Annotated in this window: 27 protein-coding genes, 1 tRNA gene and 1 pseudogene; 13 read left to right on the plus strand and 16 right to left on the minus strand. The window is 70.7% G+C overall.

Annotation, left to right across the window (positions count from 1 at the left end; all coding sequences use genetic code 11):
- Positions 1-8: 8 nt before the first annotated feature.
- The 3 genes from ACZ6JT_RS18115 to ACZ6JT_RS18125 all read left to right on the plus strand — a co-directional run bounded on the left by ACZ6JT_RS18115 (position 9) and on the right by ACZ6JT_RS18125 (position 1761).
- A complete protein-coding gene (locus tag ACZ6JT_RS18115) occupies positions 9-467 on the plus strand; it encodes a phage holin family protein (protein WP_469210902.1) in 459 nt (152 codons plus the stop codon).
- A complete protein-coding gene (locus tag ACZ6JT_RS18120) occupies positions 464-1423 on the plus strand; it encodes an alpha/beta fold hydrolase (protein WP_469210904.1) in 960 nt (319 codons plus the stop codon). The genes ACZ6JT_RS18115 and ACZ6JT_RS18120 overlap by 4 nt, the downstream gene beginning before the upstream one ends.
- A gap of 164 nt (positions 1424-1587) precedes the next feature.
- Positions 1588-1761, plus strand: coding sequence for a hypothetical protein (locus ACZ6JT_RS18125; RefSeq protein ID WP_376612305.1), 174 nt, complete (start codon positions 1588-1590; stop codon positions 1759-1761).
- Positions 1762-1782: 21 nt separating this feature from the next.
- Here the strand turns inward: ACZ6JT_RS18125 and ACZ6JT_RS18130 are convergent, their stop codons facing one another.
- From ACZ6JT_RS18130 to nth, 3 genes are all read right to left on the minus strand, one after another.
- Positions 1783-2985: a MarP family serine protease gene (locus ACZ6JT_RS18130; protein WP_469210907.1), complete on the minus strand. Its 1203-nt coding sequence runs from the start codon at positions 2983-2985 to the stop codon at positions 1783-1785.
- A 13-nt stretch (positions 2986-2998) separates the two neighbouring features.
- Entirely contained in the window at positions 2999-3727 is a 729-nt protein-coding gene (locus ACZ6JT_RS18135; RefSeq protein WP_469210909.1) for an NUDIX hydrolase, read from the minus strand.
- Between the two features lie 192 nt (positions 3728-3919).
- A complete protein-coding gene (gene nth, locus ACZ6JT_RS18140) occupies positions 3920-4765 on the minus strand; it encodes an endonuclease III (RefSeq protein WP_469211555.1) in 846 nt (281 codons plus the stop codon).
- Positions 4766-5038: 273 nt separating this feature from the next.
- On the opposite strand from nth, the gene ACZ6JT_RS18145 reads away from it, so the two are divergent.
- On the plus strand, positions 5039-5713 hold the full coding sequence (locus tag ACZ6JT_RS18145) for a Crp/Fnr family transcriptional regulator (protein WP_003981529.1): 675 nt from the start codon (positions 5039-5041) through the stop codon (positions 5711-5713).
- Positions 5714-5869: 156 nt separating this feature from the next.
- The gene (locus ACZ6JT_RS18150; RefSeq protein ID WP_469210912.1) at positions 5870-6694 is read left to right on the plus strand and encodes a nucleotidyltransferase domain-containing protein; all 825 of its coding nucleotides are present in this window, start codon (positions 5870-5872) and stop codon (positions 6692-6694) included.
- Here the strand turns inward: ACZ6JT_RS18150 and ACZ6JT_RS18155 are convergent.
- The 5 genes from ACZ6JT_RS18155 to ACZ6JT_RS18175 all read right to left on the minus strand — a co-directional run bounded on the left by ACZ6JT_RS18155 (position 6691) and on the right by ACZ6JT_RS18175 (position 9512).
- Positions 6691-6990 carry a hypothetical protein gene (locus ACZ6JT_RS18155; protein WP_469210914.1) on the minus strand — a complete coding sequence of 100 codons (300 nt, stop codon included), beginning with the start codon at positions 6988-6990 and terminating at the stop codon, positions 6691-6693. The genes ACZ6JT_RS18150 and ACZ6JT_RS18155 overlap by 4 nt on opposite strands.
- Positions 6987-7832: an MBL fold metallo-hydrolase gene (locus ACZ6JT_RS18160; protein ID WP_388473082.1), complete on the minus strand. Its 846-nt coding sequence runs from the start codon at positions 7830-7832 to the stop codon at positions 6987-6989. The genes ACZ6JT_RS18155 and ACZ6JT_RS18160 overlap by 4 nt, the downstream gene beginning before the upstream one ends.
- Positions 7829-8737, minus strand: coding sequence for an NUDIX hydrolase (locus ACZ6JT_RS18165; RefSeq protein ID WP_469210916.1), 909 nt, complete (start codon positions 8735-8737; stop codon positions 7829-7831). The genes ACZ6JT_RS18160 and ACZ6JT_RS18165 overlap by 4 nt, the downstream gene beginning before the upstream one ends.
- A 143-nt stretch (positions 8738-8880) precedes the next feature.
- Positions 8881-9354, minus strand: a complete 474-nt coding sequence (locus tag ACZ6JT_RS18170) for a RidA family protein (RefSeq protein WP_351286359.1) — start codon at positions 9352-9354, stop codon at positions 8881-8883.
- A complete protein-coding gene (locus ACZ6JT_RS18175; RefSeq protein ID WP_007264966.1) occupies positions 9351-9512 on the minus strand; it encodes a DUF4177 domain-containing protein in 162 nt (53 codons plus the stop codon). The genes ACZ6JT_RS18170 and ACZ6JT_RS18175 overlap by 4 nt, the downstream gene beginning before the upstream one ends.
- 100 nt (positions 9513-9612) lie before the next feature.
- Here ACZ6JT_RS18175 and bagA point away from each other — a divergent pair, with 100 nt between their 5' ends.
- Complete coding sequence (bagA, locus tag ACZ6JT_RS18180; protein WP_469210919.1) at positions 9613-10593, plus strand: ATPase BagA; 981 nt, start codon at positions 9613-9615, stop codon at positions 10591-10593.
- Positions 10590-11858 (plus strand): ATPase BagB, encoded by a 1269-nt coding sequence (gene bagB, locus ACZ6JT_RS18185; RefSeq protein WP_469210921.1) that lies wholly within the window; start codon positions 10590-10592, stop codon positions 11856-11858. Before bagA ends, bagB begins: the two co-directional genes overlap by 4 nt.
- Positions 11859-11887: 29 nt before the next feature.
- Here the strand turns inward: bagB and ACZ6JT_RS18190 are convergent, their stop codons facing one another.
- Positions 11888-12238 carry a WhiB family transcriptional regulator gene (locus ACZ6JT_RS18190; RefSeq protein WP_365471428.1) on the minus strand — a complete coding sequence of 117 codons (351 nt, stop codon included), beginning with the start codon at positions 12236-12238 and terminating at the stop codon, positions 11888-11890.
- Between the two features lie 385 nt (positions 12239-12623).
- On the opposite strand from ACZ6JT_RS18190, the gene ACZ6JT_RS18195 reads away from it, so the two are divergent.
- Positions 12624-14921 (plus strand): transglycosylase domain-containing protein, encoded by a 2298-nt coding sequence (locus ACZ6JT_RS18195; protein ID WP_469210923.1) that lies wholly within the window; start codon positions 12624-12626, stop codon positions 14919-14921.
- An 86-nt stretch (positions 14922-15007) separates the two neighbouring features.
- Here ACZ6JT_RS18195 and ACZ6JT_RS18200 read toward each other — a convergent pair whose 3' ends face one another.
- Positions 15008-15469: a GatB/YqeY domain-containing protein gene (locus ACZ6JT_RS18200; RefSeq protein WP_319722136.1), complete on the minus strand. Its 462-nt coding sequence runs from the start codon at positions 15467-15469 to the stop codon at positions 15008-15010.
- A 68-nt stretch (positions 15470-15537) separates the two neighbouring features.
- Here ACZ6JT_RS18200 and ACZ6JT_RS18205 point away from each other — a divergent pair, with 68 nt between their 5' ends.
- Together ACZ6JT_RS18205 and ACZ6JT_RS18210 are read left to right on the plus strand one after the other, a co-directional pair.
- Positions 15538-16476 (plus strand): metallophosphoesterase, encoded by a 939-nt coding sequence (locus ACZ6JT_RS18205; RefSeq protein WP_469210926.1) that lies wholly within the window; start codon positions 15538-15540, stop codon positions 16474-16476.
- A gap of 101 nt (positions 16477-16577) precedes the next feature.
- Positions 16578-16651, plus strand: a tRNA-Pro gene (locus ACZ6JT_RS18210).
- A gap of 618 nt (positions 16652-17269) precedes the next feature.
- On the opposite strand, the pseudogene ACZ6JT_RS18215 reads toward ACZ6JT_RS18210, so the two are convergent.
- Positions 17270-18141: pseudogene (locus ACZ6JT_RS18215) on the minus strand (site-specific integrase).
- Between ACZ6JT_RS18215 and ACZ6JT_RS18220 the strand changes: the two are divergent.
- The 3 genes from ACZ6JT_RS18220 (at position 18023) to ACZ6JT_RS18230 (ending at position 19869) form a co-directional block, all read left to right on the plus strand.
- Entirely contained in the window at positions 18023-18358 is a 336-nt protein-coding gene (locus ACZ6JT_RS18220; protein WP_469211595.1) for a hypothetical protein, read from the plus strand. The pseudogene ACZ6JT_RS18215 and the gene ACZ6JT_RS18220 overlap by 119 nt on opposite strands.
- Positions 18359-18734: 376 nt before the next feature.
- Positions 18735-19124, plus strand: a complete 390-nt coding sequence (locus tag ACZ6JT_RS18225) for a hypothetical protein (protein ID WP_469210928.1) — start codon at positions 18735-18737, stop codon at positions 19122-19124.
- A 619-nt stretch (positions 19125-19743) separates the two neighbouring features.
- Positions 19744-19869: a hypothetical protein gene (locus ACZ6JT_RS18230; RefSeq protein WP_469210930.1), complete on the plus strand. Its 126-nt coding sequence runs from the start codon at positions 19744-19746 to the stop codon at positions 19867-19869.
- A 759-nt stretch (positions 19870-20628) separates the two neighbouring features.
- On the opposite strand, the gene ACZ6JT_RS18235 is transcribed toward ACZ6JT_RS18230, so the two are convergent.
- From ACZ6JT_RS18235 to ACZ6JT_RS18255, 5 genes are all read right to left on the minus strand, one after another.
- A complete protein-coding gene (locus ACZ6JT_RS18235; RefSeq protein WP_469210932.1) occupies positions 20629-21111 on the minus strand; it encodes a hypothetical protein in 483 nt (160 codons plus the stop codon).
- A gap of 516 nt (positions 21112-21627) precedes the next feature.
- A complete protein-coding gene (locus tag ACZ6JT_RS18240) occupies positions 21628-22143 on the minus strand; it encodes a DUF5956 family protein (RefSeq protein WP_469210934.1) in 516 nt (171 codons plus the stop codon).
- 59 nt (positions 22144-22202) lie between these two features.
- Positions 22203-22787, minus strand: coding sequence for an HD domain-containing protein (locus ACZ6JT_RS18245; protein WP_469210936.1), 585 nt, complete (start codon positions 22785-22787; stop codon positions 22203-22205).
- Between the two features lie 6 nt (positions 22788-22793).
- Complete coding sequence (gene codA, locus ACZ6JT_RS18250; RefSeq protein WP_469210938.1) at positions 22794-24095, minus strand: cytosine deaminase; 1302 nt, start codon at positions 24093-24095, stop codon at positions 22794-22796.
- A 59-nt stretch (positions 24096-24154) separates the two neighbouring features.
- Positions 24155-24322, minus strand: coding sequence for a hypothetical protein (locus ACZ6JT_RS18255; protein ID WP_158754341.1), 168 nt, complete (start codon positions 24320-24322; stop codon positions 24155-24157).
- Positions 24323-24352: the final 30 nt, after the last annotated feature.

The raw sequence follows: 24352 nt of genomic DNA on the forward strand, positions 1-24352 counted from the left end.
AGAGAGCGATGAGCGCAGTGGACCAAGAGGCGCAGGGAGCCGAGCGCACACTCGGCCAGCTGGTCGCCTCGGCCACCGCCGAGATGTCCGCCCTGGTTCACGACGAGATCGCCCTCGCGAAGGCGGAGCTGCGCGAGGACGTCAAGCGCGTGGGCAGCGGCTCCGCCTCCCTCGCCGGCGCCGGTGTGTTCGCGGTCTTCTCGCTTCCGGTGCTGACCTTCGCCGCCGCGTACGGCATCCACAACCTCGGGCTCGGGCTCGCCTGGTCCTTCCTCATCGTGGGCAGTGCGTTCCTGCTCATCGCGGGTGTGCTCGTGCTGATCGCGGTGCGCAAGTTCAAGAAGGTCAAGCCGCCGGAGAAGTCCATCGCCTCCGTGAAGCAGACCGCCGCACTGGTCGGGACCGTCAAGCCGCACCCGCGGCCGGTGAGTGACCAGGCTGTGGGTGTGGCACGCTCGTCCTCATGACAGCGCCCACGCCGGACCCCAGCGTTCCCCCCACGGCTGCCACGGCGGTACGGCTCGACCTCCCCGGCGGGCGGACGGTGACGCACCGGGACGTCGCCGCCAACGGCGCCCGCTTCCACGTCGCCGAGCTCGGTGACGGACCGCTCGTGCTGCTGCTCCACGGCTTCCCGCAGTTCTGGTGGACCTGGCGGCACCAGCTGACCGCGCTCGCCGACGCCGGGTACCGGGCGGTCGCGATGGACCTGCGCGGGGTGGGCGGCAGCGACCGCACCCCGCGCGGCTACGACCCGGCCAATCTCGCCCTCGACATCACCGGGGTCGTACGGTCCCTCGGCGAGCCGGACGCCGCCCTCGTCGGGCACGACCTGGGCGGGTACCTCGCCTGGACGGCGGCCGTGATGCGGCCCAAGCTGGTGCGCCGGCTCGTCGTCTCCTCCATGCCGCACCCGCGTCGCTGGCGCTCGGCGATGCTGTCGGACTTCGGGCAGACGCGGGCCAGTTCGCACATCTGGGGCTTCCAGCGGCCGTTCGTGCCCGAGCGTCAGCTCGTCGCCGACGGCGGGGCCCTCGTGGGGGAGCTGATCCGGGACTGGTCGGGGCCGCGGCCGCCCGAGGAGGAGGACCTGGCCGTGTACCGGCGGGCCATGTGCGTCCCGTCCACCGCGCACTGCTCGATCGAGCCGTACCGCTGGATGATGCGGTCCATGGCGCGGCCCGACGGGCTGCAGTTCAACCGGCGGATGAAGCGCCCGGTGCGGGTCCCGACGCTGCACCTGCACGGTTCGCTCGACCCCGTGATGCGGACGCGGAGTGCGGCCGGGTCCGGGGAGTACGTCGAAGCCCCTTACCGCTGGCGGCTGTTCGACGGGCTCGGGCACTTCCCGCACGAGGAGGACCCCGTGGCCTTCTCCTCGGAGCTGGTGAACTGGCTCAAGGACCCCGAGCCGGACCGCTGAGCCGGACGGCCGGCCCGTCCTCCGGCCAGACGGCCCACCACGTCGTGAAAGTCGGGCAGTTCGCTCATACGCTCGTCTTACGAGCATTCAATTGCCTGGCGCATAGGCCAATTGGCCGCCGCTGACGGGGTTACCGACCTTGGGCTACGGGCACAGCTCGGAGTATGAGCTGGACGCACGACCACGGTGACACCGCGCACGAACGCCGCTCGGCAGCTACGCCGGGCACCCACGAGAGGGCCGGCCGACACGGCCACGACCTCCACCTCGGGATTCCGCGCATCCTGCGCCGCCGGGCCCGCTGGGTCTCGGCGCGCCTGCGCCATCCACGGACGTAGGGCCCCGGCGGGCGCGGTCGCTCAGAGGGCGCAGCCCTGGCTCGGGACCCGCTGGTCGGCGACCTTGCCGGTCTGGATGTCATCGCGGATCTCGTCCACGGTCAGCGCGTAGCCGGTGTTCGGGTCGTCGAGGGACTTCGCGAAGACGACCCCGTACACCTTGCCCTCGGGCGTCAGCAGCGGGCCGCCGGAGTTTCCCTGACGGACCGTCGCGAACAGCGAGTAGACGTCCCGTCGGACAGTACCGCGGTGGTAGATGTCCGGTCCGGTGGCATTGATCCGGCCGCGGACGCGGGCGGCTCGGACGTCGTACGCGCCGTTCTCCGGGAAGCCGGCGACGATCGCGTCGACGCCGCTCGTCGCGTCCTTGTCGGTGAACTCCAGCGCCGGCGCCTTCAGCTTGGGCACGTCCAGTACGGCGATGTCGCGCTCCCAGTCGTAGAGCACGACCTTGCCGTCGTACAGCCTGCCCTCGCCGCCGACCTGGACGGTCGGCTCGCCGACCCCGCCGACGACGTGCGCGTTGGTCATCACCTTGCCGGGCGCGAAGACGAAGCCCGTGCCCTCCAGCACCTTGCTGCAGCTGGGCGCGGTGCCGACGACCTTCACGATCGAACGCTTGGCCTGCTCGGCGACGGGGCTGATGGCGAGCGCCGGGTCGGGCGCCTTGACCTCGGTGATCGGCTCGTTGGAGAACGGGGTGAAGACCTGCGGGAAGCCGTTGCGCGCGAGGGTGGAGCTGAAGTCCATGAACCAGGTGTTCGCCTGGTCGGGGAGCACCCGCGTCACGCCGAGGAGCACCTTGGAGTTGCGGACCTCCTTGCCCAGGGTGGGCAGCGAGGTCCCGGCCAGCAGCAGGCCGATCAGCCAGGCGACCAGCAGCATCGCGACCACGTTGACCAGGGCGCCGCCGGTCGCGTCGAGGGCGCGCGCCGGTGACCAGGTGATCTGGCGGCGGACACGGTTGCCCAGGTGGGTGGTCAGGGCCTGGCCGATCGAGGCGCAGACGATGATCACGACGACGGCGATGACGACGACGGTGGTGGACACCTGGGTGCCGTTGTCCGTCACCCGGTCCCAGATCAGCGGGATCAGGGACACGGCGATGAGGCCGCCGCCGAGGAATCCGATCACCGACAGGATGCCGACGACGAACCCCTGGCGGTAGCCGACGATCGCGAACCACACCGCGGCGAGCAACAACAGGATGTCCAGCACGTTCACGTGGGCCACCGTCTCATGCGCGCCAGTCGAGCGGGACCCGGCGCGTGCGGTCCCAGGGGCGCTCCCAGCCCGCGAAGTGCAGGATCCTGTCGATCACCCCGGCGGTGAAACCCCAGACCAGAGCCGATTCGACGGTGAATCCCGGCCCCTGGTGGCCGGCCGGGTGGACGGCCATGACCCGGTGCTCGGGATCCGTGAGATCGGCCACGGGAACCGTGAAGACGCGTGCCGTCTCGGCCGGGTCCACGGCGCCGACCGGGCTGGGCGTGCGCCACCAGCCGAGGACCGGGGTCACCACGAACTCGCTGACCGGGATGTAGAGCCGGGGCAGCACCCCGAAGAGCTGAACACCGGAAGGATCGAGTCCGGTTTCCTCCTCGGCCTCGCGCAGCGCGGCGCGCAACGGGCCGGTGGTGTGCGGATCGCCGTCCTCCGGATCCAGTGCGCCACCGGGGAAGGACGGCTGCCCCGCATGCGAGCGCAGGGTGCCGGCGCGCTCCATGAGGAGCAGCTCGGGGCCGCGGGGGCCCTCCCCGAAGAGGACGAGCACGGCGGACTGCCGCCCGCGGCCGTCCTCGGGCGGCAGGAACCGGCTCAGCTGCCGCGGCTGCACGGTCCGGGCGGCCTCGACGACCGGGTCGAGCCAGGCGGGCAGGCCCTGCGTGCTGAGCGCGATGCCGTCGCCCTCGCGGGCTCCCGCCGCCGTCTCGTCCCGTGTACCGCTACCGCGCGTCATAGGCATCCCCGTCCGTGATCTCCCACACCGCCAAACGCGGTGCGGGTACTGATTGGTTCCTCGGGTGCGGCGCCACCGCGGGACCGCGGCGGGGGCGCAGCCGCGGGTCCGCGGCTACGCCCCCGCCGTGGGTGCGCCCCCGCCGTGGGTGCGTCCCCCGCCGTGGGTGCGTCCCCCGCCGTGGTGGGCCGGGACCGCTCAGGACGGCGCCGGAGCACCCCCCAGCGGCGGCGCGGGGAGTCCCGGGTAGTCCGGGGGCGGGGACAGCCGCTGGCCCGGCTGACCGCCCTTCTCGTACTTGAGCAGCTTCCGCGCCTTCTCCGGGTCCGTCTCGCCCTCCCCGTACGCCGGGCAGAGCGGGGCGATCGGGCAGGCCCCGCAGGCCGGCCGCTGCGAGTGGCAGATGCGGCGGCCGTGGAAGACGACGCGGTGCGAGAGCATCGTCCACTCGCTCTTCGGGAAGATCGCGCAGATCTCCGCCTCGACCTTCTCCGGGTCCTGCTGCTCGGTCCACTTCCACCGGCGCACGAGGCGGCCGAAGTGGGTGTCGACGGTGATCCCGGGGACGCCGAACGCGTTGCCGAGGACCACGTTCGCCGTCTTGCGGCCCACTCCGGGCAGCGTCACCAGGTCTTCGAGCCGGCCCGGCACCTCCCCGCCGAAGTCGTCCCGCAGGGCCTGCGAGAGGCCGAGCAGGGACTTGGCCTTCATCCGGAAGAACCCGGTCGGCCGGATCAGCTCCTCCAGGTGTTCGGGAGCGGCCGCGGCCATGTCCTCGGGGGTCGGGTAGGCGGCGAAGAGGGCCGGGGTCGTCTGGTTCACCCGGAGGTCGGTGGTCTGCGCGGAGAGCACCGTCGCGACGAGCAGTTCGAAGGGATTGCGGAAGTCGAGCTCCGGATGGGCGTACGGATAGATCTCGGCCAGCTCGCGGTTGATGCGCCGCGCCCTGCGCACCATGGCCAGGCGCGATTCCGGCTTGGGCGCCTTCGGTTTCTTGGCCGAAACTTTGCCCTGAGGGCCGGCTGCCCCCTTCCCGGACGCCACCCTGGAGGCTTGTTCGCCCACGGCTGAATTTTGGGGCGCCGTCACTCCTGCGGACCCCTTGGCCTGTGCTCTCACCGGCTTATTGGACACCCGGCCAGCCTAAGGCCGGCCGCTGACACCCGCCCGGACCTCAGGTAACACCACTCCGATTGGCCTCTCGCCGCACAGCACGCCCGTCCGTCCGGCATCCTTGTGATTGATCGCACTGTTTGAGCCGTCCGGCAAAATGGGGAGCACGGTCCCCGTGAGCTGGTCGACATAGGAGAGAGACTCGTGGACGACGTTCTGCGGCGCGCCCCGCTCTTCGCGGCGCTCGATGACGAGCAGGCCGCGGAGCTCCGCGCCTCCATGGGCGAGGTGACCCTCGCACGCGGTGACGCCCTGTTCCACGAGGGCGACCCCGGCGACCGGCTGTACGTGGTGACCGAGGGCAAGGTGAAGCTGCACCGCACCTCCCCCGACGGCCGCGAGAACATGCTGGCCGTCCTCGGCCCCGGCGAGCTGATCGGTGAGCTGTCGCTCTTCGACCCCGGCCCGCGCACCGCCACCGCCACCGCCCTGACCGAGGTCAAGCTGCTCGGCCTCGGCCACGGCGACCTCCAGCCCTGGCTCAACGCCCGGCCCGAGGTCGCGACCGCGCTGCTGCGCGCCGTCGCCCGGCGCCTGCGCAAGACCAACGACCAGATGTCCGACCTGGTCTTCTCCGACGTTCCCGGACGTGTGGCGCGGGCGCTCCTCGACCTGTCGCGCCGCTTCGGCGTGCAGTCGGAGGAGGGCATCCACGTGGTGCACGACCTCACGCAGGAAGAGCTCGCCCAGCTCGTGGGCGCCTCCCGCGAGACCGTGAACAAGGCCCTGGCCGACTTCGCGGGCCGCGGCTGGCTGCGCCTGGAGGCGCGCGCGGTGATCCTGCTCGACGTGGAGCGCCTCGCGAAGCGCTCGCGCTGACGCCGGTCCCGGCTGTTCGGAGGGGTCCCGCCCGAGAGGGCGGGGCCCCTTCCGCATGTCCGGGACGCGCCCCCCGCGCCTCCGCGCCCCCGCGCCCCAGCGCCCCCGCCCCCGCGCCTCGGGCACCGGCGGGTCCGCACGAGGCACAGTGGAGGCATGGAGCACAGAGGGCTGGACACGGACGGCTGCTTCGAGCGCGAGGGATCCCTCGGGCAGGTCCCGGGCGCGTTCGCGGGCGTCGTCGCGGCCGCCCGCGGCCGGATCCGCGACGCGTACGGGAGGCGGCTGCACAGCGCCTACCTGTACGGGTCCGTGCCGCGCGGGACGGCCCGCCCCGGGCGCTCCGACCTCGACCTCCTGCTGGCCCTGCACCACGAGCCCGCCGGCGAGGACCGCGACGCCGCCGAGGTGCTGGCGCGCGGGCTCGACGAGGACTTCCCGGAGGTCGACGGCGTCGGCATCCTGCTGTACGGCAAGGACACCCTGCTGAGCGAGGCGGAACGATTCGACCTGGGCTGGTTCCTCGCCTGCCTGTGCACGCCGCTCCTCGGCGCGGACCTGGCCGAGCACCTGCCGCGCTACCGTCCGGACAGCCTGCTCGCGCGCGAGACCAACGGCGACCTGGCCGACGTACTGCCCCGGTGGCGCCGGCGGATGCGGGAGGCGTCGACCCCGGACGAGTACCGGAGCCTGTGCCGGCTCTTCTCACGGCACCTGGTGCGCACCGGGTTCACGCTGGTCATGCCCCGGTGGGGTGGCTGGACCAGCGACCTCACCGAGTCCGCGGAGGTCTTCGGCGGCTACTACCCGCAGCGCGCGGACCAGATGCGCGCCGCGGCCGCCGCGGCACTGGATCCGGTGGCCGACCCGGCCGTGCTGCGCGCGTACGTCGAGGACCTCGGGCCCTGGCTCGCGGACGAGTACACGGCCCGGCACGGCACGAAGACCCCGCGGCCAGCCGGAGCGGGCAACACCCCCTAGGGCCTACGGGCGTCCGCCAGGGCCTCGACGGCCAGTTTGGCCTCGGCCAGGCCCGCGCCGGTGATCCGGCGGTAGGCCTTGATCGCCGAGATCTGCCGGTCCTGCGCGAGCAGCGCGCGCACCTCGTCCATGCCGGCGGGCTCCGGCTCCTCGATGCCGAGGTGGTCCAGCACGAGGGCCAGGCGGCGCTCCGCCCGGTCCGCCTGCATCTGGAGGCTCTTCACCCGCAGCGACACCGTCGACGTGATCCATCCGGCCGTGCCCACCAGCATGACGAGCAGGAACACGGTGTTCATTCGGGCCCTCCTGGGATCAGTCCGTGATCTTGAAGGTACTCGAGCTGCGCGCGGACGGACCATTCCGCCGCCGGCCACAGGGAGCGGTCCACGTCCGCGTAGACCTGGGCCACGACCGCCTCGGGGGTCACGAAGCCGTTCTCGACGGCGGTCTCGACCTGGGCGAGCCGGTGCGCGCGATGGGCCAGGTAGTACTCGACGGCCCCCTGCGCATCCTCCAGGACGGGCCCGTGCCCCGGCAGGACGGTGTGCACCCCGTCGTCCACGGTGAGCGAGCGCAGCCGGCGCAGGGAGTCCAGGTAGTCGCCGAGCCGCCCGTCGGGGTGGGCGACGACGGTCGTGCCGCGGCCCAGGATGGTGTCGCCGGTCAGCACGGCCCGGTCGGCGGGCAGGTGGAAGCAGAGGCTGTCGCTGGTGTGGCCCGGGGTCGGGACGACGCGCAGCTCCAGCCCGCCGGTGCGGATCACGTCCCCGGCGGCCAGGCCCTCGTCGCCGAGCCGCAGGGCCGGGTCCAGGGCGCGGACCTTGGTACGCGTGAGCTCGGCGAAGCGGCCCGCGCCCTCGGCGTGGTCGGGGTGTCCGTGGGTGAGCAGGGTCAGGGCGATCCGCTTGCCGGCCTGTTCGGCGGCGGCGATGACCGCCCGCAGGTGTGCCTCGTCCAGCGGGCCGGGGTCGATGACGACGGCGAGGTCGGAGCCGGGCTCTGACACGAGCCAGGTGTTGGTGCCGTCCAGGGTCATCGCGGAGGCGTTGGGGGCGAGGACGTTCACCGCGCGGGCCGTCGCCGGCCCCGAGGTGACGACTCCGCGGGGGTGTCCGGGCAGTGCGACGGCGTCGCTCATGCGGTGCCCCCCGGACGGCCGAGGCGGACCCGCTTGGTGAACTCGTCGTGGCCCGGCCAGCTGAGCACGACCTCGCCGTCCTCCAGCACGGCCTCGGCGAGCACCGGGGTGAGGTCCTGGGCGGCGGCCGCGGTGAGCGCGTCTGCGGCGCTCCCGTACGGCTCCAGGGAGCGCAGGGTGGAGATGGTGGGCGGCATCATCAGCAGCTCGCCCTTGTCGTAGCCGGCGGCCGCGTCGGCCGGGCGAATCCAGACGGTCCGGTCGGCCTCGGTGGAGGCGTTGCGGGTGCGCTGGCCCTCGGGGAGGGCGGCCACGAAGAACCAGGTGTCGTAGCGGCGCGGCTCGAACTCGGGGGTGATCCAGCGCGCCCACGCCCCCAGCAGGTCGGAGCGCAGCCGCAGGCCGCGGCGGTCGAGGAAGTCCGCGAAGGACAGCTCACGGGCGACCAGGGCCTGCCGGTCGGCCTCCCAGTCGTCACCGGTCGTGTCGCCGACGACGGTGTCCGGGGTCTCCCCGGCGAGCAGGACGCCCGCCTCCTCGAAGGTCTCCCGTACGGCGCCGCAGACGATGGCCTGGGCGGTCAGGACGTCCGTTCCGAGCCGGTCCGCCCAGTCCTCCTGCGAGGGCCCGGCCCAGCCCACCTGGTGCTCCTCGTCGCGGGGATCGACCCCGCCGCCCGGATAGGCGTACGCGCCCCCGGCGAAGGCCATGGAGGCCCGTCTGCGCAGCATGTGCACGGCGGGACCGGCCGGGGTGTCGCGCAGGAGCATCACGGTGGCGGCGCGGCGTGGCGGCACCGGGACGAGGGAACCGGCCGCGAGCGCGCGGATGCGGTCGGGCCATTCCGGCGGATACCACTGGCCTCCGGCGGGAGGCTGCTGCTGACCATGCTGACCATTCGGCATGGCCGGATGCTACGGCCATCCGGCCCGATGTTCGAGGGTCACCCGGCGCCGACGCCGCGTCCCGGCCTGCGGGGCCCTGCCGGGGGCGGGGCCCCCGGCAGCGGCGCCGCACCGGCGGAAAGAGCGGAACCCTCCCCGGGGGGTCAGGCTCCGGCGACCAGTTCCACCTGGATCTCGATCTCGACCGGGGCGTCCAGCGGCAGGACCGCCACGCCGACCGCGCTGCGGGCGTGCACGCCCTTGTCGCCGAGGACGGCGCCCAGGAGTTCGCTCGCGCCGTTCAGCACGCCCGGCTGGCCCGTGAAGTCGGGGGCCGAGGCGACGAAGCCGACGACCTTCACGACACGCGCGATCTTGTCGAGGTCGCCGACGACCGACTTGACGGCGGCCAGGGCGTTCAGCGCGCACGTGGCGGCCAGCTCCTTGGCCTGCTCCGGCGAGACCTCCGCGCCGACCTTGCCGGTGACCGGCAGGTTGCCCTTCACCATCGGGAGCTGGCCCGCGGTGTAGACGTACACGCCCGAGCGCACGGCCGGCTGGTACGTGGCCAGCGGCGGGACGACCTCGGGCAGGGTCAGGCCGAGCTCGGCCAGCTTCGCGTCGACGACGCCGCTCATGCCTTCTCCCGCTTCAGGTAGGCCACGAGCTGCTCGGGGTTGTTCGGGCCGGGCACGACCTGGACGAGCTCCCAGCCGTCCTCGCCCCAGGTGTCCAGGATCTGCTTGGTGGCGTGGACCAGCAGCGGGACCGTCGCGTATTCGAACTTCTTGGTCATGGGAGCGAGGGTAGTGCCTGCGGTGCCGCGCCTCTCCCGGGGCCGGGCCCGGGGGAGGCTCATGCGTGTTCCGGGAGGCGAGTGGTTAGGCTCGGACGCTGTGAGCAGGCTCCAGGTGGTCAGCGGCAAGGGCGGCACCGGCAAGACCACGGTCGCCGCGGCACTCGCGCTTGCCCTCGCACGCGAGGGCAAGCGGACTCTTCTGGTGGAGGTCGAGGGCAGGCAGGGGCTCGCGCAGCTCTTCGGTGCCGAGGCGCTCCCGTACGAGGAGCGGAAGATCGCCGTCGCGCCCGGCGGCGGCGAGGTCTTCGCGCTCGCCATCGACGCCGAACGGGCGCTGCTGGACTACCTCCAGATGTTCTACAAGCTCGGCTCGGCCGGCCGCGCGCTCAAGAAGCTCGGCGCCATCGACTTCGCCACGACCATCGCCCCCGGACTGCGCGACGTCCTGCTGACCGGCAAGGCGTGCGAGGCGGTGCGGCGCAAGGACAAGGCCGGCCGGTACGTCTACGACCACGTGATCATGGACGCGCCGCCGACCGGGCGGATCACCCGGTTCCTGAACGTGAACGACGAGGTGGCGGGCCTGGCCCGGTTCGGGCCGATCCACAACCAGGCGCAGGCGGTCATGAAGGTGCTCAAGTCCCCCGAGACGGCCGTCCACCTGGTCACCCTCCTGGAGGAGATGCCCGTCCAGGAGACCGCCGACGGCATCGAGGAACTGCGGCAGGCCGGGCTGCCCGTCGGCCGCGTCGTCGTCAACATGGTGCGGCCGCACCACCTGGACGAGGACACCCTGCGCACCGCGGCCGGCGACCACCGCGCCGAGGTCGCCAGGGCCCTGTCCCGGGCGGGCCTCGGCGGCGCGCGCCGCGGCGGGCTGGCCGAGCGGCTGGTGGACCCGCTGCTCACGCAGGCCGCCGAGCACGCGAGCCGGGTGGAGCTGGAGCGCGCGCAGCGCACCGTACTGAGGGACCTGGACCTGCCGACGTACGAACTCCCCCTGCTCGGCGCGGGGGTGGATCTGGCCGGGTTGTACGAGCTGGCCAAGGAACTGCGGAAGCAGACGGTGGCCGAATGAGCGAGGGGGTGGACACCGTGGGGCTGGACACTCCGCCGCGGCTGGCGGTCGACCGGCTGCTGGACGACCCGGAGACCCGGATCGTCGTGTGCTGCGGGGCGGGCGGGGTCGGCAAGACCACCACGGCCGCGGCACTGGGCGTACGGGCGGCCGGGCGCGGGCGGAAGGCGGTCGTGCTCACCATCGACCCGGCGCGCCGGCTCGCGCAGTCGATGGGGATCGACTCGCTGGACAACACCCCGCGCAGGGTGGCGGGCGTGGGCGCCGACGGCGGCGAACTGCACGCGATGATGCTGGATATGAAGCGGACCTTCGACGAGATCGTCGAGGCGCACGCGGACGGCGAGCGGGCCCGGGCCATCCTCGCCAACCCCTTCTACCAGTCCCTGTCGGCCGGTTTCGCGGGCACGCAGGAGTACATGGCGATGGAGAAGCTGGGCCAGCTGCGGGCCCGGGACGACTGGGACCTGATCATCGTCGACACCCCGCCGAGCCGGTCCGCGCTGGACTTCCTGGACGCTCCGAAGCGCCTCGGGTCCTTCCTGGACGGGAAGTTCATCCGGGTGCTCATGGCCCCGGCGAAGGTGGGCGGCCGGGCGGGGATGAAGTTCCTCAATGTCGGCATGTCGATGATGACCGGCACCCTCAGCAAGCTGATGGGGGCCTCGCTGCTGAAGGACGTGCAGACCTTCGTCGCCGCGATGGACACGATGTTCGGCGGCTTCCGCACGCGTGCCGACGCGACCTTCCGGCTGCTCCAGGCGCCCGGTACGGCCTTCCTCGTGGTCGCGGCGCCCGAACCGGACGCCCTGCGCGAGGCGGCGTACTTCGTGGAGCGGCTGGCCGCGGAGAGCATGCCGCTGGCCGGGCTGGTACTGAACCGGGTGCACGGCAGCGGCGCCGATCAGCTGTCCGCCGAACGGGCGTTGGCCGCCGCAGAGAATCTTGAAGAAGGGGGCATTGTCGATCAGGAGTCCGGGAAAGCTGGACTTCGTGACACGGCCGCGAACCCTCCCGGGACAGGCTCCCCCGGCCCCGAAGGCGATACCGCGGTCGTCGACCGGATCACGGCAGGACTGCTGCGCCTGCATGCCGAGCGGATGCAGGTGATCGCGCGTGAACAGCGCACACGCGATCGCTTCACCTCACTGCACCCCGAGGTGGCGGTGGCCGAAGTGGCCGCCCTGCCCGGCGATGTGCACGACCTCGCCGGGCTTCGGGCCATCGGAGAGCGACTCGCGGCCGGGGTACCGGCCGGAGCGTAGGCGTTCGTACGTCGTGGCGTCGGTGTGGTCTACCCGACTGCCGCGTATGTCTCGTACGGAACGTCGATCTCCGTGTCTGCATCCATGGTGAGGATGCCCGTACTGCGCTCGTACTCCGTACGGGCGGTTTCGAGCAGCCGTCGCCACGAGGTGACGGTGGGACGCCGGCGCAGCAGCGCACGTCGTTCCCGCTCGGTCATTCCGCCCCACACGCCGAACTCGACGCGATTGTCGAGCGCATCGGCCAGGCATTCGGTCCGCACCGGACATCCGGTGCACACCGCCTTGGCCCTGTTCTGTGCCGCTCCTTGAACGAACAGTTCATCCGGATCGGTAGTGCGGCAGGCTGCCTGCGCACTCCAGTCGGTAACCCAGCCCATCCCGGCGCCGTCCTCTCCCGAATCGAGGCTCCCCCACGGCGGTAGCGGCATATTCACCGCTGCCAGTTGAGGACGTTACGGAAGGCGGGCACAGTGCAACACCCCCGACGGGCCCAATCTTGAATGGTCCGAACGGACTATGGGTAAGCGGCAGATCACCCGACGGAGTGATCCGGCGACATGCCCGACCATTCCGGCAATTCGGGTGGAATCGGCGGATGAGCTTCAACCGAGGGGCGAGATTCGGACATGCGTCCACCCCATTCGGGAAGGGTGAAAATCAAGCCGAGGGGTTGATGTCGCACCACACTGCTGTGACAGTTGGGGACAGCTTAGGCCAAGGCATTCGCGCGTGTCCGGTGAATGAGAACGTAGGCTGCCCTCTATGGCAAAGAAGCGCTCGGGCGGCGGGCTCACGGGGAGCCAGCAGGCCGCCAAGTTCCTCGGGGTGTCCGTTCTCTCCGGAGTTGTGCTGGCCGGCATGGCGATTCCGGCTGCAGGCGCCCTGGGGCTGGCGGCCAAGGGCACGGTCGAGGGATTCGATGAGATCCCGGCCAATCTCAAGACTCCGCCGCTGAGCCAGCGGACCACGATCCTGGACGCCGAGGGTGGCTTGATCGCCACCGTCTATTCACGCGACCGTCAGGTGGTCCCGCTCACGTCGATCTCCCCGTACATGCAGAAGGCGATCGTCGCCATCGAGGACTCCCGCTTCTACGAACACGGAGCCGTCGACCTCAAGGGCATCCTGCGCGCGGTCAACCGCAACGCGCAGGAGGGCGGCGCGGCGCAGGGCGCCTCCACGCTCACCCAGCAGTACGTGAAGAACGTGTTCGTCGAAGAGGCCGGCGACGACGAGACCAAGGTGCGCGAGGCCCAGGAGAAGAGCCTCGGCCGCAAGATCCGCGAGCTGAAGTACGCGATCCAGGTCGAGGAGGAGCTCGGGAAGAAGAAGATCCTCGAGAACTACCTCAACATCACGTACTTCGGCCAGCAGGCGTACGGAATCGAATCCGCGGCCCAGCGCTACTTCAGCAAGCCGGCCAAGGACCTGACCCTGGAGGAGTCCGCGCTGCTCGCGGGCGTCGTGCAGTCGCCGAGCCGGTACGACCCGGTGAACGACACCCAGGAGGCGACGAAGCGCCGCAACATCGTCCTGCAGCGGATGGCCGACACCAAGGACGTCTCGCAGGCCGAGGCGGACGCGGCGAAGGCGAAGCCGGTCACCCTGAAGGTGACCAGGCCGAAGAACGGCTGCATCACCGCGGTCAAGGGCGCGGGCTTCTTCTGCGACTACGTGCGCAACACCTTCCTGAACGACGCCGTCTTCGGCAAGACGCGCGAGGAGCGCGCGAAGGTCTGGAACCAGGGCGGACTGACCGTCCGCACGACCCTGGACCCGCAGTCGCAGGACGCGGCCAACGAGTCGATCAAGGACCACGTCTACCAGGACGACTCGATCGCGACGGCCGTGACCATGGTCCAGCCGGGCACCGGCCGGGTGCTGGCGATGGGTCAGTCCAAGCCGTACGGCTTCGGGAAGAACGAGACGCAGATCAACTACTCCGTGGACAAGCGGATGGGCGGCTCCAACTTCGGCTTCCAGGTCGGCTCGACCTTCAAGCCGTTCATCGCCGCCGCCGCGCTGGAGCGGGGCCTGCCGCCGACGAAGGTGTACCCGGCGCCGAACAAGATGGACTACCCGAGCGGGATCACCCGCTGCGACGGGTCCCAGTACGTCAACGTCAAGAACGAATCGGCGGAGAACGAGACCGAGGACGAGGTCGGCCCCTACGCCCTGCGGACGGCGATGGAGAAGTCGATCAACACCTACTTCGTCGAGATGATCTCCGAGATCGGGCTGTGCCCGGTGTCGGAGATGGCGGCGAAGCTCGGTGTGGTCCCGGCGAGCGGGGCGAAGCTGTCCGAGGGCCCCTCCATCGCGCTCGGCTCGGAGGAGATGTCCCCGCTGACGATGGCCAACGCGTACGCGACCTTCGCCAACCGCGGCGTCTACTGCACCCCGGTCGCCATCGAGTCGATCACCGACGCGCACAACAAGGCCCTCTCGGTACCGAAGAGCAAGTGCGATCGGGCGATGTCGGAGTCGACGGCCGACACCATCAACACCCTGCTGGGCGGAGTGGTCGACTCCGGCACCGGTGAGCGGGCCGGTCTGACCGACCGCGACAGCGCGGGCAAGACGGGTACGACGGACAACCGCTACAACGCCTGGTTCGTGGGCTACACCCCGAACATCTCCGGCGCGGTGTGGGTCGGCTCGGGCGGCGCGAAGAAGATCACGATGGAGAACATCGTGATCGGCGGCAAGTCCTACCAGAAGGTCTTCGGCGGCGGTCTGCCCGGCCCGATCTGGAAGGACGCGGTCACGGGTGCGCTGGACGGTCGCGAGGCCCTGCGCTTCGTCACGGTCAGCATCCCGGAAGCGAACGTTCCGTCCGGCGGCCCCCGCGGCAACAAGCCGCCCACCACCACCCCGAGCAGGCCCGGCAACGGCAAGCCGGGCGGCGACGGAAAGCCCGGCGGGCGGCCCGGCGGCCAGACCGCCGGAGCCACCCAGGGCGCCACGGGCGGGGCCACGGGCGGGGGCGATCCGCAGCGCCCGTTCCCCGGGATCACGATCGACCCGGGCGCCGTGATCGGTGGCCGCGACGACCAGTAGCGGGTCGGCGCACCACGCGAGGGAGGGCCCCAGCCGGAACCGGCTGGGGCCCTCCCTCACATCTGTTCCTTCTATCTGTTCCTGAGCTAGGAGAGCTGCTGCTTGACGACGGCGGCGACGCGCCCGCCCTCCGCCAGCCCGGCGACCTTCGGATTCACGATCTTCATGACGGCGCCCATGGCCCGCGGCCCCTCGGCACCCGCGGCCTTGGCCTCCTCGACGGCCTGCGCCACGATCGCGACGAGCTCGTCGTCGGTGAGCTGCTTGGGCAGGTACGTGTCGAGGAACTCGCCCTCCGCGGTCTCGCGCGCTGCCTGCTCGGCACGGCCGCCCTGGGCGAAGGCCTCCGCAGCCTCGCGGCGCTTCTTCGCCTCCTTGGCGATCACCTTGAGGACTTCCTCGTCGGAGAGCACACGTGCCTCCTTGCCGGCGACCTCCTCCTTGGTGATGGCGGAGAGGGTCAGGCGCAGCGTGGACGAGTGCAGCTCGTCACGCGCCTTGATGGCGGTCGTGAGGTCTTCCTGGAGCTTGGCCTTGAGCGTGGTCATGGATGTGAGTCTGCCAGGTACGGGGGCAGTGGCGCTCACCGGTTTTGCGGGTCTGCGACGATGGGTCCATGCGTGCGCGTTACGGAGTACCCCTGAAGGCAGCTGCCGGAATCGCTGCGGTGGGGGCCGCGGGTGTGGCCTATGCCGCCGGTTTCGAGGCGAGGTCCTTCCGCCTGCGCCGGGTCACGGTGCCGGTCCTTCCCCGGGGGATGCGCCCGCTGCGCGTACTCCAGGTGTCCGACATCCACATGGTGGGCGGGCAGCGCAAGAAGCGCGCCTGGCTCCAGTCCCTCGCGGGCCTGCGCCCCGACTTCGTCGTCAACACGGGCGACAACCTCTCCGACACCGAGGGCATCCCCGAGGTGCTCGACGCGCTGGGCCCCCTGATGTCCTTCCCGGGCGTGTACGTCTTCGGGTCGAACGACTACTACGGGCCGCGGCTGCGCAACCCCGGACGCTACCTGCTGGAGAAGGCCCAGGGCCGGCACGGGCTGAACGGCAACAAGCCGGTCGTCGGCGCCGTCCACAACCCGTGGGAGGAGATGCGGGACGCCTTCGACGCGGCGGGCTGGCTGAACCTCACCAACACCCGGGGGCGGCTGAAGCTGGAAGGCCTGGAGCTGGCCGTCACCGGACTCGACGACCCCCACATCAAGCGGGACCGCTACGAGATGGTCGCCGGCGGCCCGGAGAAGGACGCGGACTTCTCGATGGCCGTGGTGCACGCCCCGTACCTGCGCGTCCTGGAGTCCTTCACCGCCGACGGGTACCCGCTGATCCTCGCCGGACACACCCACGGCGGGCAGCTGTGCATCCCCTTCTACGGGGCGCTCGTCACCAACTGCGACCTCGACACCAAGCGGGTGAAGGGCCTGTCCACGCACGAGGCGGCGGGGCAGCAGGCGTACCTGCACGTCTCGGCCGGCTGCGGCACCAACCGCTTCACCCCGGTCCGCTTCGCGTGCCCGCCGGAGGCGACGCTCCTGACGCTGACCCCGCGGGCCTAGCGCCCGCGGCACCGCCCCGCGAAAACCGGATTTCGTCTCCGGCGTGAGGTCCGCTAAAGTAATCGATGTCGCCAGGACAGCAAGTGCTGCAAGGCGGCGATCGGGGTGTAGCGCAGCTTGGCAGCGCGCTTCGTTCGGGACGAAGAGGTCGTGGGTTCAAATCCCGCCACCCCGACTTCGTAGAAGCAGGTCAGAGCCACCTGGGAGAGATCCCCGGTGGCTCTTCTGTTTCCTGAGCGTCTAACCGAGTGACTACGACTTTCACGGAAGCGCCGCCCGCGGTCGACCAGCTCGGCTAGCGTGATGGCATCGCGTTTGCGGGACCCAGTCGGCAGGCTGAGAAGTCGGGCCGGGTGGCGTGACAGACCGAATAGGTCGGCGCTTGAGTGATTGTCTTCTGTGCAGTCGGCACCGACGCTGCCGACTCACTGGGCACTCGACCCCATCCGTGAAGCTCTGACCCGATGACGATGGTCATCGGAGCTTGATCATGTTGATGTTCTGAGCGTTGGCAGAACTCATCTCGACCGCTGTGCGCGGTCGGGCTGAGCCTGCCGTTTGCCGCCCAGCCCGGCCGTGCCCTACACGAAAGGCACGTAGTCGCGTGGACTGGGACAAGCACGTCGTTCTGTGGATCCTTGGCCTCTTTGGAGTCGTGGGGCTCCTGCGTCACCTCGCACTCGACCTCCTGACCGCTCTGCGTCCGGTCATCACAGCCGTACGGGAGCTCCGCGACGAGTGGCGCTCGTAGCCCAGCAGGTGGTGGGGGGAAACGCCCCCACCACCCCGGGGCCTACCACCCGTCGAAGATTTGATCCATTGCCGTCGCCCCGGTCTGGATCACGGGCCGGATCTGCTTCCGGTAGACCGCCTCGGTGACGGCCGTCCCGGAGTGCCCGACGAGACGGGAGATCTCTACGAGCGGGACCCCCTTGTCGGAGAGCAGCGAGACGAAGCTGTGCCGCAGCTCCCTCGGCGTCCACTCACTCGCGTCGACGCCCTCGGCCCCGGTGATCGCCTGCCGGAAGGCGCGCCGGACGTTGGTGGGGTCCAGCTCGGTCCCGGTGGCGGAGGAGAAGACCAGCCCGTTCTCCTTCCACTGATCACCAGCGGCGAGCCGGTCCCACTCCTGCTCCTCGAATTGCTGCCAGAGCGCGTCCACGCATCGCGTCGGCAGGGCGATCGTCCGGCGCGACTTCTTGGTCTTGGTGTCCCCGGTGGAGCGGACCGATCGCCACACCGCGATGTGCGGCGGGACGGGCGGTGACGCGTCCCGGTCCCCTTCAGGAAGACGTGATCCCAGGTGAGGGCCCGCATCTCTTCCGTCCGCGCGCCGGTGAGCAGGGCCACCACGATGTACGCGTAGGCCGACGTCCCCGCGGCGGCCTTCAGCACCGCCTCGGCCTCGGCCAGCCGGAGCGCTTTCGACGGCCGGCCGGGCTGGCCCGTCGGGATGGCGCACAGCTCCACGATGTTCCGCTTCACCTTGTCCCGGACCATGGCCCGCTTCACGGACCGGTTCAGGCACGAGTGCATCGCCTGAAGCGTGCGGGTGCTGAGCGCCCTGGCCTTCTCCGCCAGCCACTTGTCGACGTCCTCGCCGCTCAGCTCCCGACGCGCGTACGCCACGGCGCGGAAGCTTTGGCCGGAGGTGGGGATCATCAGCGCGTCCACCCCGCTGACCTTCACGGAGTACGTCGACTCGATCGGCGATCCGAAGCTCGTCATCGACATGCTCGTCGGCGCCCTCCAGCGGCTTCAGCTCTACCCGGATCAAGGGTTCATGGTCCACATGCCTGTACCGGTTCCCGTGCTCGCCGCCTATCAGCGCCTGTGCAACTACGGCTTTACCAGCAGGCTGGTCGTGACTTCTGCGACATAAGCGGCTGCGGCGCAAATTTGCCCTACATGGTCAAGGCACCCGGCTGCGCTCCGCGCGACGCTCCTGTTTGCGGCCCGCTCCGCGCACGCTGCGCCGACGCCCGCCCCTGCAAGGCGGGATAGGCCCAAGAGCATGAGGCAGTCCCATACGGCCGACGGTGCCATCACTCACCGATAGGCCTCCGGCGGGAGCCTCCGACCCCGGGATGGAGGGGCACCGTTGGCGGGTGCCGGCCCGTGGAGGCTTGAGGCGGGGAACTCCCAGTTGTCTGGAGCATTTGTGTCGGGGTGCCCTGGCTGGGCGTTTGCCTTCTACCGTGCAGGAGCATCCGGTCCGGCCTCTATGCATAGCGTCGTACCACACGCATCATGTGGCGATGGTTCCCGTGGACGATGACTACCTGATCCAGATCGGCCGCCTCGCCTACAGCGTCACGTACTTGGAAGGGCTCGTGCTCTACGGCCTCCCGCACCTTGCCGGGTTGCCCGCCGAGCTTGACCTGAGAGCCATCCTGGAGCAGGTGGCCGACACCTCGGTCCGCACCTGGCTCCAGAGGTCCGGGGAGCTTCCATCGGCGGCCGCCAAGATCCGCCACTCGGTGCTTCATGCGAGGCCCGCCACGATCCAAGGGCAACAGATGCTCCAGCGGTGGCACCCGGAGGCAGATCAAGTCTTCCCCATCGAAGGATCCTGGCTCTCGGCCGCACAAAAGCAGGTCGAAGGCGCGATACGCGAGCTAGCCCAAACACGCCCGGCCGGCGCATGACTGCGGAGGCGAGCGAGTACGACAAGGACATCCCAGCGGTGTCAGCGTTCCTGGCGAAGATGGAACGAGGCGTCGACCGTACGCGAGCGACGCATGCCGGGCAGCCGTACACAACCGTCCGACAGGCCCTGGCTCTCGCCCTGGAGGAGGAAGGGGCTCGCCCCATGGTGCCGCAGGTGGTCGACGAGCTGGCTCGGCAGATCTCGGAAGGGGCCAATCGCTGATACGACCCTCATAGCCCACATCGTGCGTGCCAGACGCGTGCCAGGTAGAGCGGAGAAAAGCGGGCAACGGCGATTGCTAGGGCAAGTCCCAAGGTTCTTGTTGGCACCCGTTTTCGCTGGTCACGGGGCAAGATGGAGCACCGAAGATCGGCGATTCCCAAGCTCACGGCGCCTTTCTGCCTACCCGTAAGCGGAGCAGGTCCCGGGCCGTGGGTTGGGAGTCGATGTGGTGGCTGCCGGTCGGCACCGCTGTCCTGATCCCGAGGGCAGCACGGTCTGGGAGGGCGGCGCACAAGGTCGTTCGGCCAGCGGGGTGCTCCACCTTGTGCGCCCTCCCAGACCGTGCAGGGGCGGTGCCCATCAGGGCAACGGCACCGACCTCCGAGGAGCACACCATGGCTTGCACCGACTCCCAGTGTGACGGCGGCATCATCCCCAACCCGTACTCGGACGACCCCGAGGACCTGACGCTTTGCCCCGGCTGCAACCACGGGTACGACCCCGGCGACTACGTCGGTTGACCCAGCCGCGGGCCCCAGCGCAAGTCGGGGCCCGCATGGTTGGCGGTACGCGCGGCCGGCGCTGACAGGTCATCCCCTGGCCATCGACGAAGCCCGACCGTCGGTTAGGTCCCGGACGAGTCTCCGGTCCGCCCCCAGACAGGCCGGGGATGCAACCATTCCCTTCGGAGCTGGAACCCCCGGAAGCCGACCGCGCGCTTGAGACCATAGAGGTAGGCACTGACAACGACCCCGCCGATCGTTCGCCGTTGAGCGGTGAGTGTCTAACTGCATCACAACCGAGGGGAACGAGCGCGGACGTCCACGGACGATCACGGACCTTCGCCGCAGGTCAGCACCATAGAACGGGCAGTTCGCCCGTCGACCTCCTTCCAGGCGTGGTCGGCCTGTACCCATCGGGCGCGCCTCCGGCCTCGCGGTCGCGGGTTACCTTCCACACTGTGGTGCCCACGGCGAGCAGGAGCGCGACCGACGGGATCGTCGCGCCGATGAGGCTCGACCTGTGTGAAGGCCGTTCTCGGTTACTTGGAGGGCAGCCGGCTCCTCGCGGTCCGAGCTCGGTATGCCCAACGGGCCAGTGCGCCGACGGCGAGGGACGTGAGAATCGCACCCCAGTCGATGACGTGGGGGAGCCCGGGACAGAACGCGAAGAAGGCCAGGGAGGCGACAGCTCCGGCCAGGAAGGCGATGATGCCTGCCCGTCGACGCTTTGCTTCCCAGATCCGGTCTTCGGGGGTGGGCTGAGTGGTCATGTGCGGCTCACTTCGTGATGTGGTGGCACTGGCTGACCCTGCGGACACCGTTGATGTTGAGATGGGCACACGCTTTGCCATAGCGGGGCAGCGTCTGGGGGGCGTTGTCCCGCATGGGGTGGATCTCGCACTCGGTGTGGGTCTTGCCGGGCGAGGTCTTGTACGTCTTGTTGTTGGTGTCGGCGTACGTGAAGTCGATGCGCCAGTTGCAGAAGCCCGCGTTGAGGGCTCCGACGAAGCCGCAGTCCACGCCGGCGTTCTGGTAGGTGATCCTCTTGCCATCACCCCGAATGATGTGGGTGAACATGCAGCCGGTCGGGATCGTCATCGTGACACCCCCAACCTGGTAGTCGAAGGTCGCCACCGCGGTGGAGCCGATGGCGCCCGCGTGTGCCTGCGCCGGGGTTAAGAACGCGAGCGCGGCTGCCGTGGCCATGGTGGTCGTCACGCGGCGTGCGAGGCGGTTGACCATGTCTGATTGCCCTTCCATGGGAGTGTCTTCAACAGAGGACGAAACTCCTCCCGATGGCCTTCGGGCTCTCCTGAACGCGCTCATCCACTACGAAGAGTGATCAAACAGGTTGGTAAGCCGATTACCCCGTACGGGCGTCGCATCCGCCGGAAACCCCCTCTCGCAAGCACCGCAGGGCCTGTGCCCGCAGGAGCGGTGACGGTACGACGATCACATGCACCGTTGGTCACCCCTCAACGATCGCCAGCTCGCCCGCCTGACCCGGATCGGCGAGGGCGTCGAACCTGTCACGTCGGACGCCCCCGAACTCGCCCTCACCGCCCGAGCCCTGAAGGAGCGGGGCACATCGCCATGCCCAGGAGGGCGGGAGATGATTCAAGTACCTCTTCGACTGTCCACACCAGTTCAAGTTGCGCTTCCTGTACGGCTTCGCTTCACCGCTGCAGAAGGCCCTCATTCGACGAAGGGAGGGCCCGGTGTCGCGTGTTGGGAAGCGTGCCGGGAGCCAGGGCGGGGAACGGGTCGGCGGGCGCGTTAGTGCGCGGCGGGGGCGGAGAGCGCCGAGAGTTCGGTGCGTACGAGGGCGAGGAAGGTCGCGGAGGGCAGGGCCTCCACGGCGTGCCGCGCGGCCAGGGCGTCGAGGTGGTCGAGGACCGCGCCGACGGTGGTGAAGGAGCCGACCGGGCGGAGCAGCCAGAGGCGGCCCCCGGGGCGGGGCGGGAGGCCGAGGCCCGCGAGGGCGGCGTCGGCCTCCTGGTCGAGGCCGTGCAGATCCGGCTCGGTGAGCGGGGCGCACTCGACGCCGGTGATGTGGCCGTGCCCGTCGAGCGAGGTGTCCACCGCCCAGTGGGTGGAGCGGTCGGGGATCCAGGTCCGGGCCGCCGGGGGCCACACGTACGGGAGGAACGCCCAGCGCAGGTCCTCGGGCGCGGGCTCCCAGCCGAGCACCTCCAGCTCCCGGATCTCGGGCAGCCGGTCCGGCTCCAGTTCGCTGCGGCCGGTGCGGCGCAGTGCGAGCGGGTGCGGCGTTCCGTCCTCGTCCCACGACATGCGGGCACGCTATCCGACGCGGCGGCGGATGTGCGTCACCTCGGCCGAGGCACCCGCCCTCACGCCCCCAGAGGGTTGGCCGCGATGCGGGTCGCCGCGCCGCCGGCGACGTAGGCGGCGGCCGCGCAGTCGGGCTTGCGCTTCGCCTGGTCCTCGACCAGGGCGGTGAAGGCGGCGCCGAAGCCGGCCCGCGGGTGGGCGGCGAGCAGGGCGGCCGTGAAGTCGGGGTCGAACTCGGACAGGCGCAGGCCCGAGACGTCGGCGCTCGTGCCGACCTGCAGGAGGTGGCTCTCGACGTCCTCGGCCGCCGTCACGTCGTCCCGCATGTGCAGGACGATGACCTCCTCGGCGCGGGCCCGGCGGGCGGCCGGCCAGCCCAGGCCCGCCGTCAGGACGCGCGCGACGTGACCGCCGGCCTCCTCGAAGGGCAGGGTGTGGCTGTCGAAGGGCGGGGTCAGGCCCAGGTCGTGGAGGAGGGCCGCCACGTAGAAGAGCTCCTGGTCGTACGCCAGGCCGTGCTGGTCCGCGTACTGCGCGCCGAAGGCGTAGGAGCGTACGGAGTGGTTCAGCAGCGCCGGGTCCGCGTACTCCGAGGCGATCTGCAGGGCGGTGCGGGCCGAGTTGGTCCCGAGTGTCCACGTCATGGGGCGTCAGCGTAGGCGGCGGCTGAAGTCCACCTCCGAGGGGGCCTCCCCCGGCCAGTTCAGCCGGGCCGGGGCGGGCGGGGTCTCGGCGAGGACGGTGCCGCGCGAGACGACGTACCGGGGCCGGACCTGACGGCGGATCGCCTCCTCGGGCGACGGGGCCGGGAGCAGGACGAAGGAGGCGGGGGCGCCCTCGGTGATGCCGTACTCGGCGTCCGACAGGCCCAGGACACGCGCCGCACGGTCCGTCACCATCGAGAAGGCCACCGGGATCTCGTCCGCACCGGTGAGCTGGGCGGCGTACAGACCGACGAGGGCGGTCTGGAGGGGGTTGGCGGTGCCGAGGGCGTTCCAGGGGTCCATCACGTCGTCGTGGCCGAAGGCCACGTTGACCCCGGCCGCCAGCATCTCCTTGACCTGGGTGAGGCCGCGGCGCCTGGGGTAGGCGTCGAAGCGGCCCTGGAGGTTGAGGTTGGCGAAGGGGCTGGCGATCAGGTTGATGCCCGAACGGGACAGCAGCCGCTGGAGTTTGAAGCTGTACGCGCCGTTGTAGGAGCCCATGGCGGTCGTGTGCGAGGCGGTGGCGCGTTCGCGCAGGCCCGAGCGCAGGGCCAGCGTGGCCAGCACCTCCACGAACCGGGACTGCTCGTCGTCGATCTCGTCGCAGTGCGCGTCCACCCGCAGCCCGTGCTCCTCGGCCAGCGCGAAGGCCGTCCGCAGGGAGGCGACCCCGTCCTCGCGGGTGTCCTCGAAGTGCGGGATCGCGCCGACGACGTCGGCCCCGCGGGCGATCGCCTCCCGCAGCAGCGCCTCGCCGTCCGGGAAGGAGGCGATGCCCTCCTGCGGGAAGGCCACGATCTGCAGGGTCATGACGTCCCGCACCCGGTCGCGCACCTCGAGCAGCGCGTCCAGGGCGGTGAGGGCCGGGTCGGTGATGTCGCAGTGGGTGCGCACGTGCAGCACTCCGTGGGCGGCCTGCCACCGCAGCACCTCGGTGGCCCGCGCGATCACGTCCTCGCGGGTCAGGGTCCGCTTGCGTTCGCTCCAGCAGGCGATGCCCTCCCACAGGGTGCCGGAGACGTTGGGACGCGGCTCCCCGGCGGTCAGCGCCGTGTCGAGGTGGATGTGCGGTTCGACGAAGGGCGGGCTGAGCAGGGCGCCGTGGGCCTCGACGAGGATGCCGGTGGCCGGCGGTTCCTTCTGGTCGTCGTGCGGGACCACGCGCGCGATCCGACCGTCCTCCGCGACCTCGACGTCGGACAGGCCTGAGGTGTGCAGCAGCCGGGCGCCCCGGACGATCATCCGCATGGCGCCAGCCTACGGACCTGCGCACGCTTGCGCAGGCCTCCGCAGCGCGACCTGCGGGCTCAACCGCGCTTGGCCTGGGCCTTCTGCTGCATGCCGCGCGTCTTCGCGGCGGACGACTGCACGTCCCTGGTCGCCGCCTTGGCCCGGGCCTCGGCGGCCGTGTTCTTCGCAAGCGCGCGCTCGGAGTCCTGGTGGATGTGGTGGCCGGTGTGCGCCTTCTTGGCCATGACCGTTCCTCCTTGGGCTACGGGTTCCAC

Source organism: Streptomyces sp. NPDC046308, assembly GCF_055588065.1.

Excerpts from the sequence above, each read along its gene's own strand:
- ACZ6JT_RS18115 (WP_469210902.1), top strand. The coding sequence starts at position 9 with ATGAGCGCAGTGGACCAAGAGGCGCAGGGAGCCGAGCGCACACTCGGC.
- ACZ6JT_RS18120 (WP_469210904.1), top strand. The coding sequence starts at position 464 with ATGACAGCGCCCACGCCGGACCCCAGCGTTCCCCCCACGGCTGCCACG.
- ACZ6JT_RS18125 (WP_376612305.1), top strand. The coding sequence starts at position 1,588 with ATGAGCTGGACGCACGACCACGGTGACACCGCGCACGAACGCCGCTCG.
- ACZ6JT_RS18135 (WP_469210909.1), bottom strand. The coding sequence starts at position 3,727 with ATGCCTATGACGCGCGGTAGCGGTACACGGGACGAGACGGCGGCGGGA.
- ACZ6JT_RS18150 (WP_469210912.1), top strand. The coding sequence starts at position 5,870 with ATGGAGCACAGAGGGCTGGACACGGACGGCTGCTTCGAGCGCGAGGGA.
- ACZ6JT_RS18155 (WP_469210914.1), bottom strand. The coding sequence starts at position 6,990 with ATGAACACCGTGTTCCTGCTCGTCATGCTGGTGGGCACGGCCGGATGG.
- ACZ6JT_RS18160 (WP_388473082.1), bottom strand. The coding sequence starts at position 7,832 with ATGAGCGACGCCGTCGCACTGCCCGGACACCCCCGCGGAGTCGTCACC.
- ACZ6JT_RS18165 (WP_469210916.1), bottom strand. The coding sequence starts at position 8,737 with ATGCCGAATGGTCAGCATGGTCAGCAGCAGCCTCCCGCCGGAGGCCAG.
- ACZ6JT_RS18170 (WP_351286359.1), bottom strand. The coding sequence starts at position 9,354 with ATGAGCGGCGTCGTCGACGCGAAGCTGGCCGAGCTCGGCCTGACCCTG.
- ACZ6JT_RS18175 (WP_007264966.1), bottom strand. The coding sequence starts at position 9,512 with ATGACCAAGAAGTTCGAATACGCGACGGTCCCGCTGCTGGTCCACGCC.
- bagB (WP_469210921.1), top strand. The coding sequence starts at position 10,590 with ATGAGCGAGGGGGTGGACACCGTGGGGCTGGACACTCCGCCGCGGCTG.
- ACZ6JT_RS18190 (WP_365471428.1), bottom strand. The coding sequence starts at position 12,238 with ATGGGCTGGGTTACCGACTGGAGTGCGCAGGCAGCCTGCCGCACTACC.
- ACZ6JT_RS18195 (WP_469210923.1), top strand. The coding sequence starts at position 12,624 with ATGGCAAAGAAGCGCTCGGGCGGCGGGCTCACGGGGAGCCAGCAGGCC.
- ACZ6JT_RS18200 (WP_319722136.1), bottom strand. The coding sequence starts at position 15,469 with ATGACCACGCTCAAGGCCAAGCTCCAGGAAGACCTCACGACCGCCATC.
- ACZ6JT_RS18205 (WP_469210926.1), top strand. The coding sequence starts at position 15,538 with ATGCGTGCGCGTTACGGAGTACCCCTGAAGGCAGCTGCCGGAATCGCT.
- ACZ6JT_RS18225 (WP_469210928.1), top strand. The coding sequence starts at position 18,735 with ATGGTTCCCGTGGACGATGACTACCTGATCCAGATCGGCCGCCTCGCC.
- ACZ6JT_RS18230 (WP_469210930.1), top strand. The coding sequence starts at position 19,744 with ATGGCTTGCACCGACTCCCAGTGTGACGGCGGCATCATCCCCAACCCG.
- ACZ6JT_RS18235 (WP_469210932.1), bottom strand. The coding sequence starts at position 21,111 with ATGGAAGGGCAATCAGACATGGTCAACCGCCTCGCACGCCGCGTGACG.
- ACZ6JT_RS18240 (WP_469210934.1), bottom strand. The coding sequence starts at position 22,143 with ATGTCGTGGGACGAGGACGGAACGCCGCACCCGCTCGCACTGCGCCGC.
- ACZ6JT_RS18245 (WP_469210936.1), bottom strand. The coding sequence starts at position 22,787 with ATGACGTGGACACTCGGGACCAACTCGGCCCGCACCGCCCTGCAGATC.
- codA (WP_469210938.1), bottom strand. The coding sequence starts at position 24,095 with ATGCGGATGATCGTCCGGGGCGCCCGGCTGCTGCACACCTCAGGCCTG.
- ACZ6JT_RS18255 (WP_158754341.1), bottom strand. The coding sequence starts at position 24,322 with ATGGCCAAGAAGGCGCACACCGGCCACCACATCCACCAGGACTCCGAG.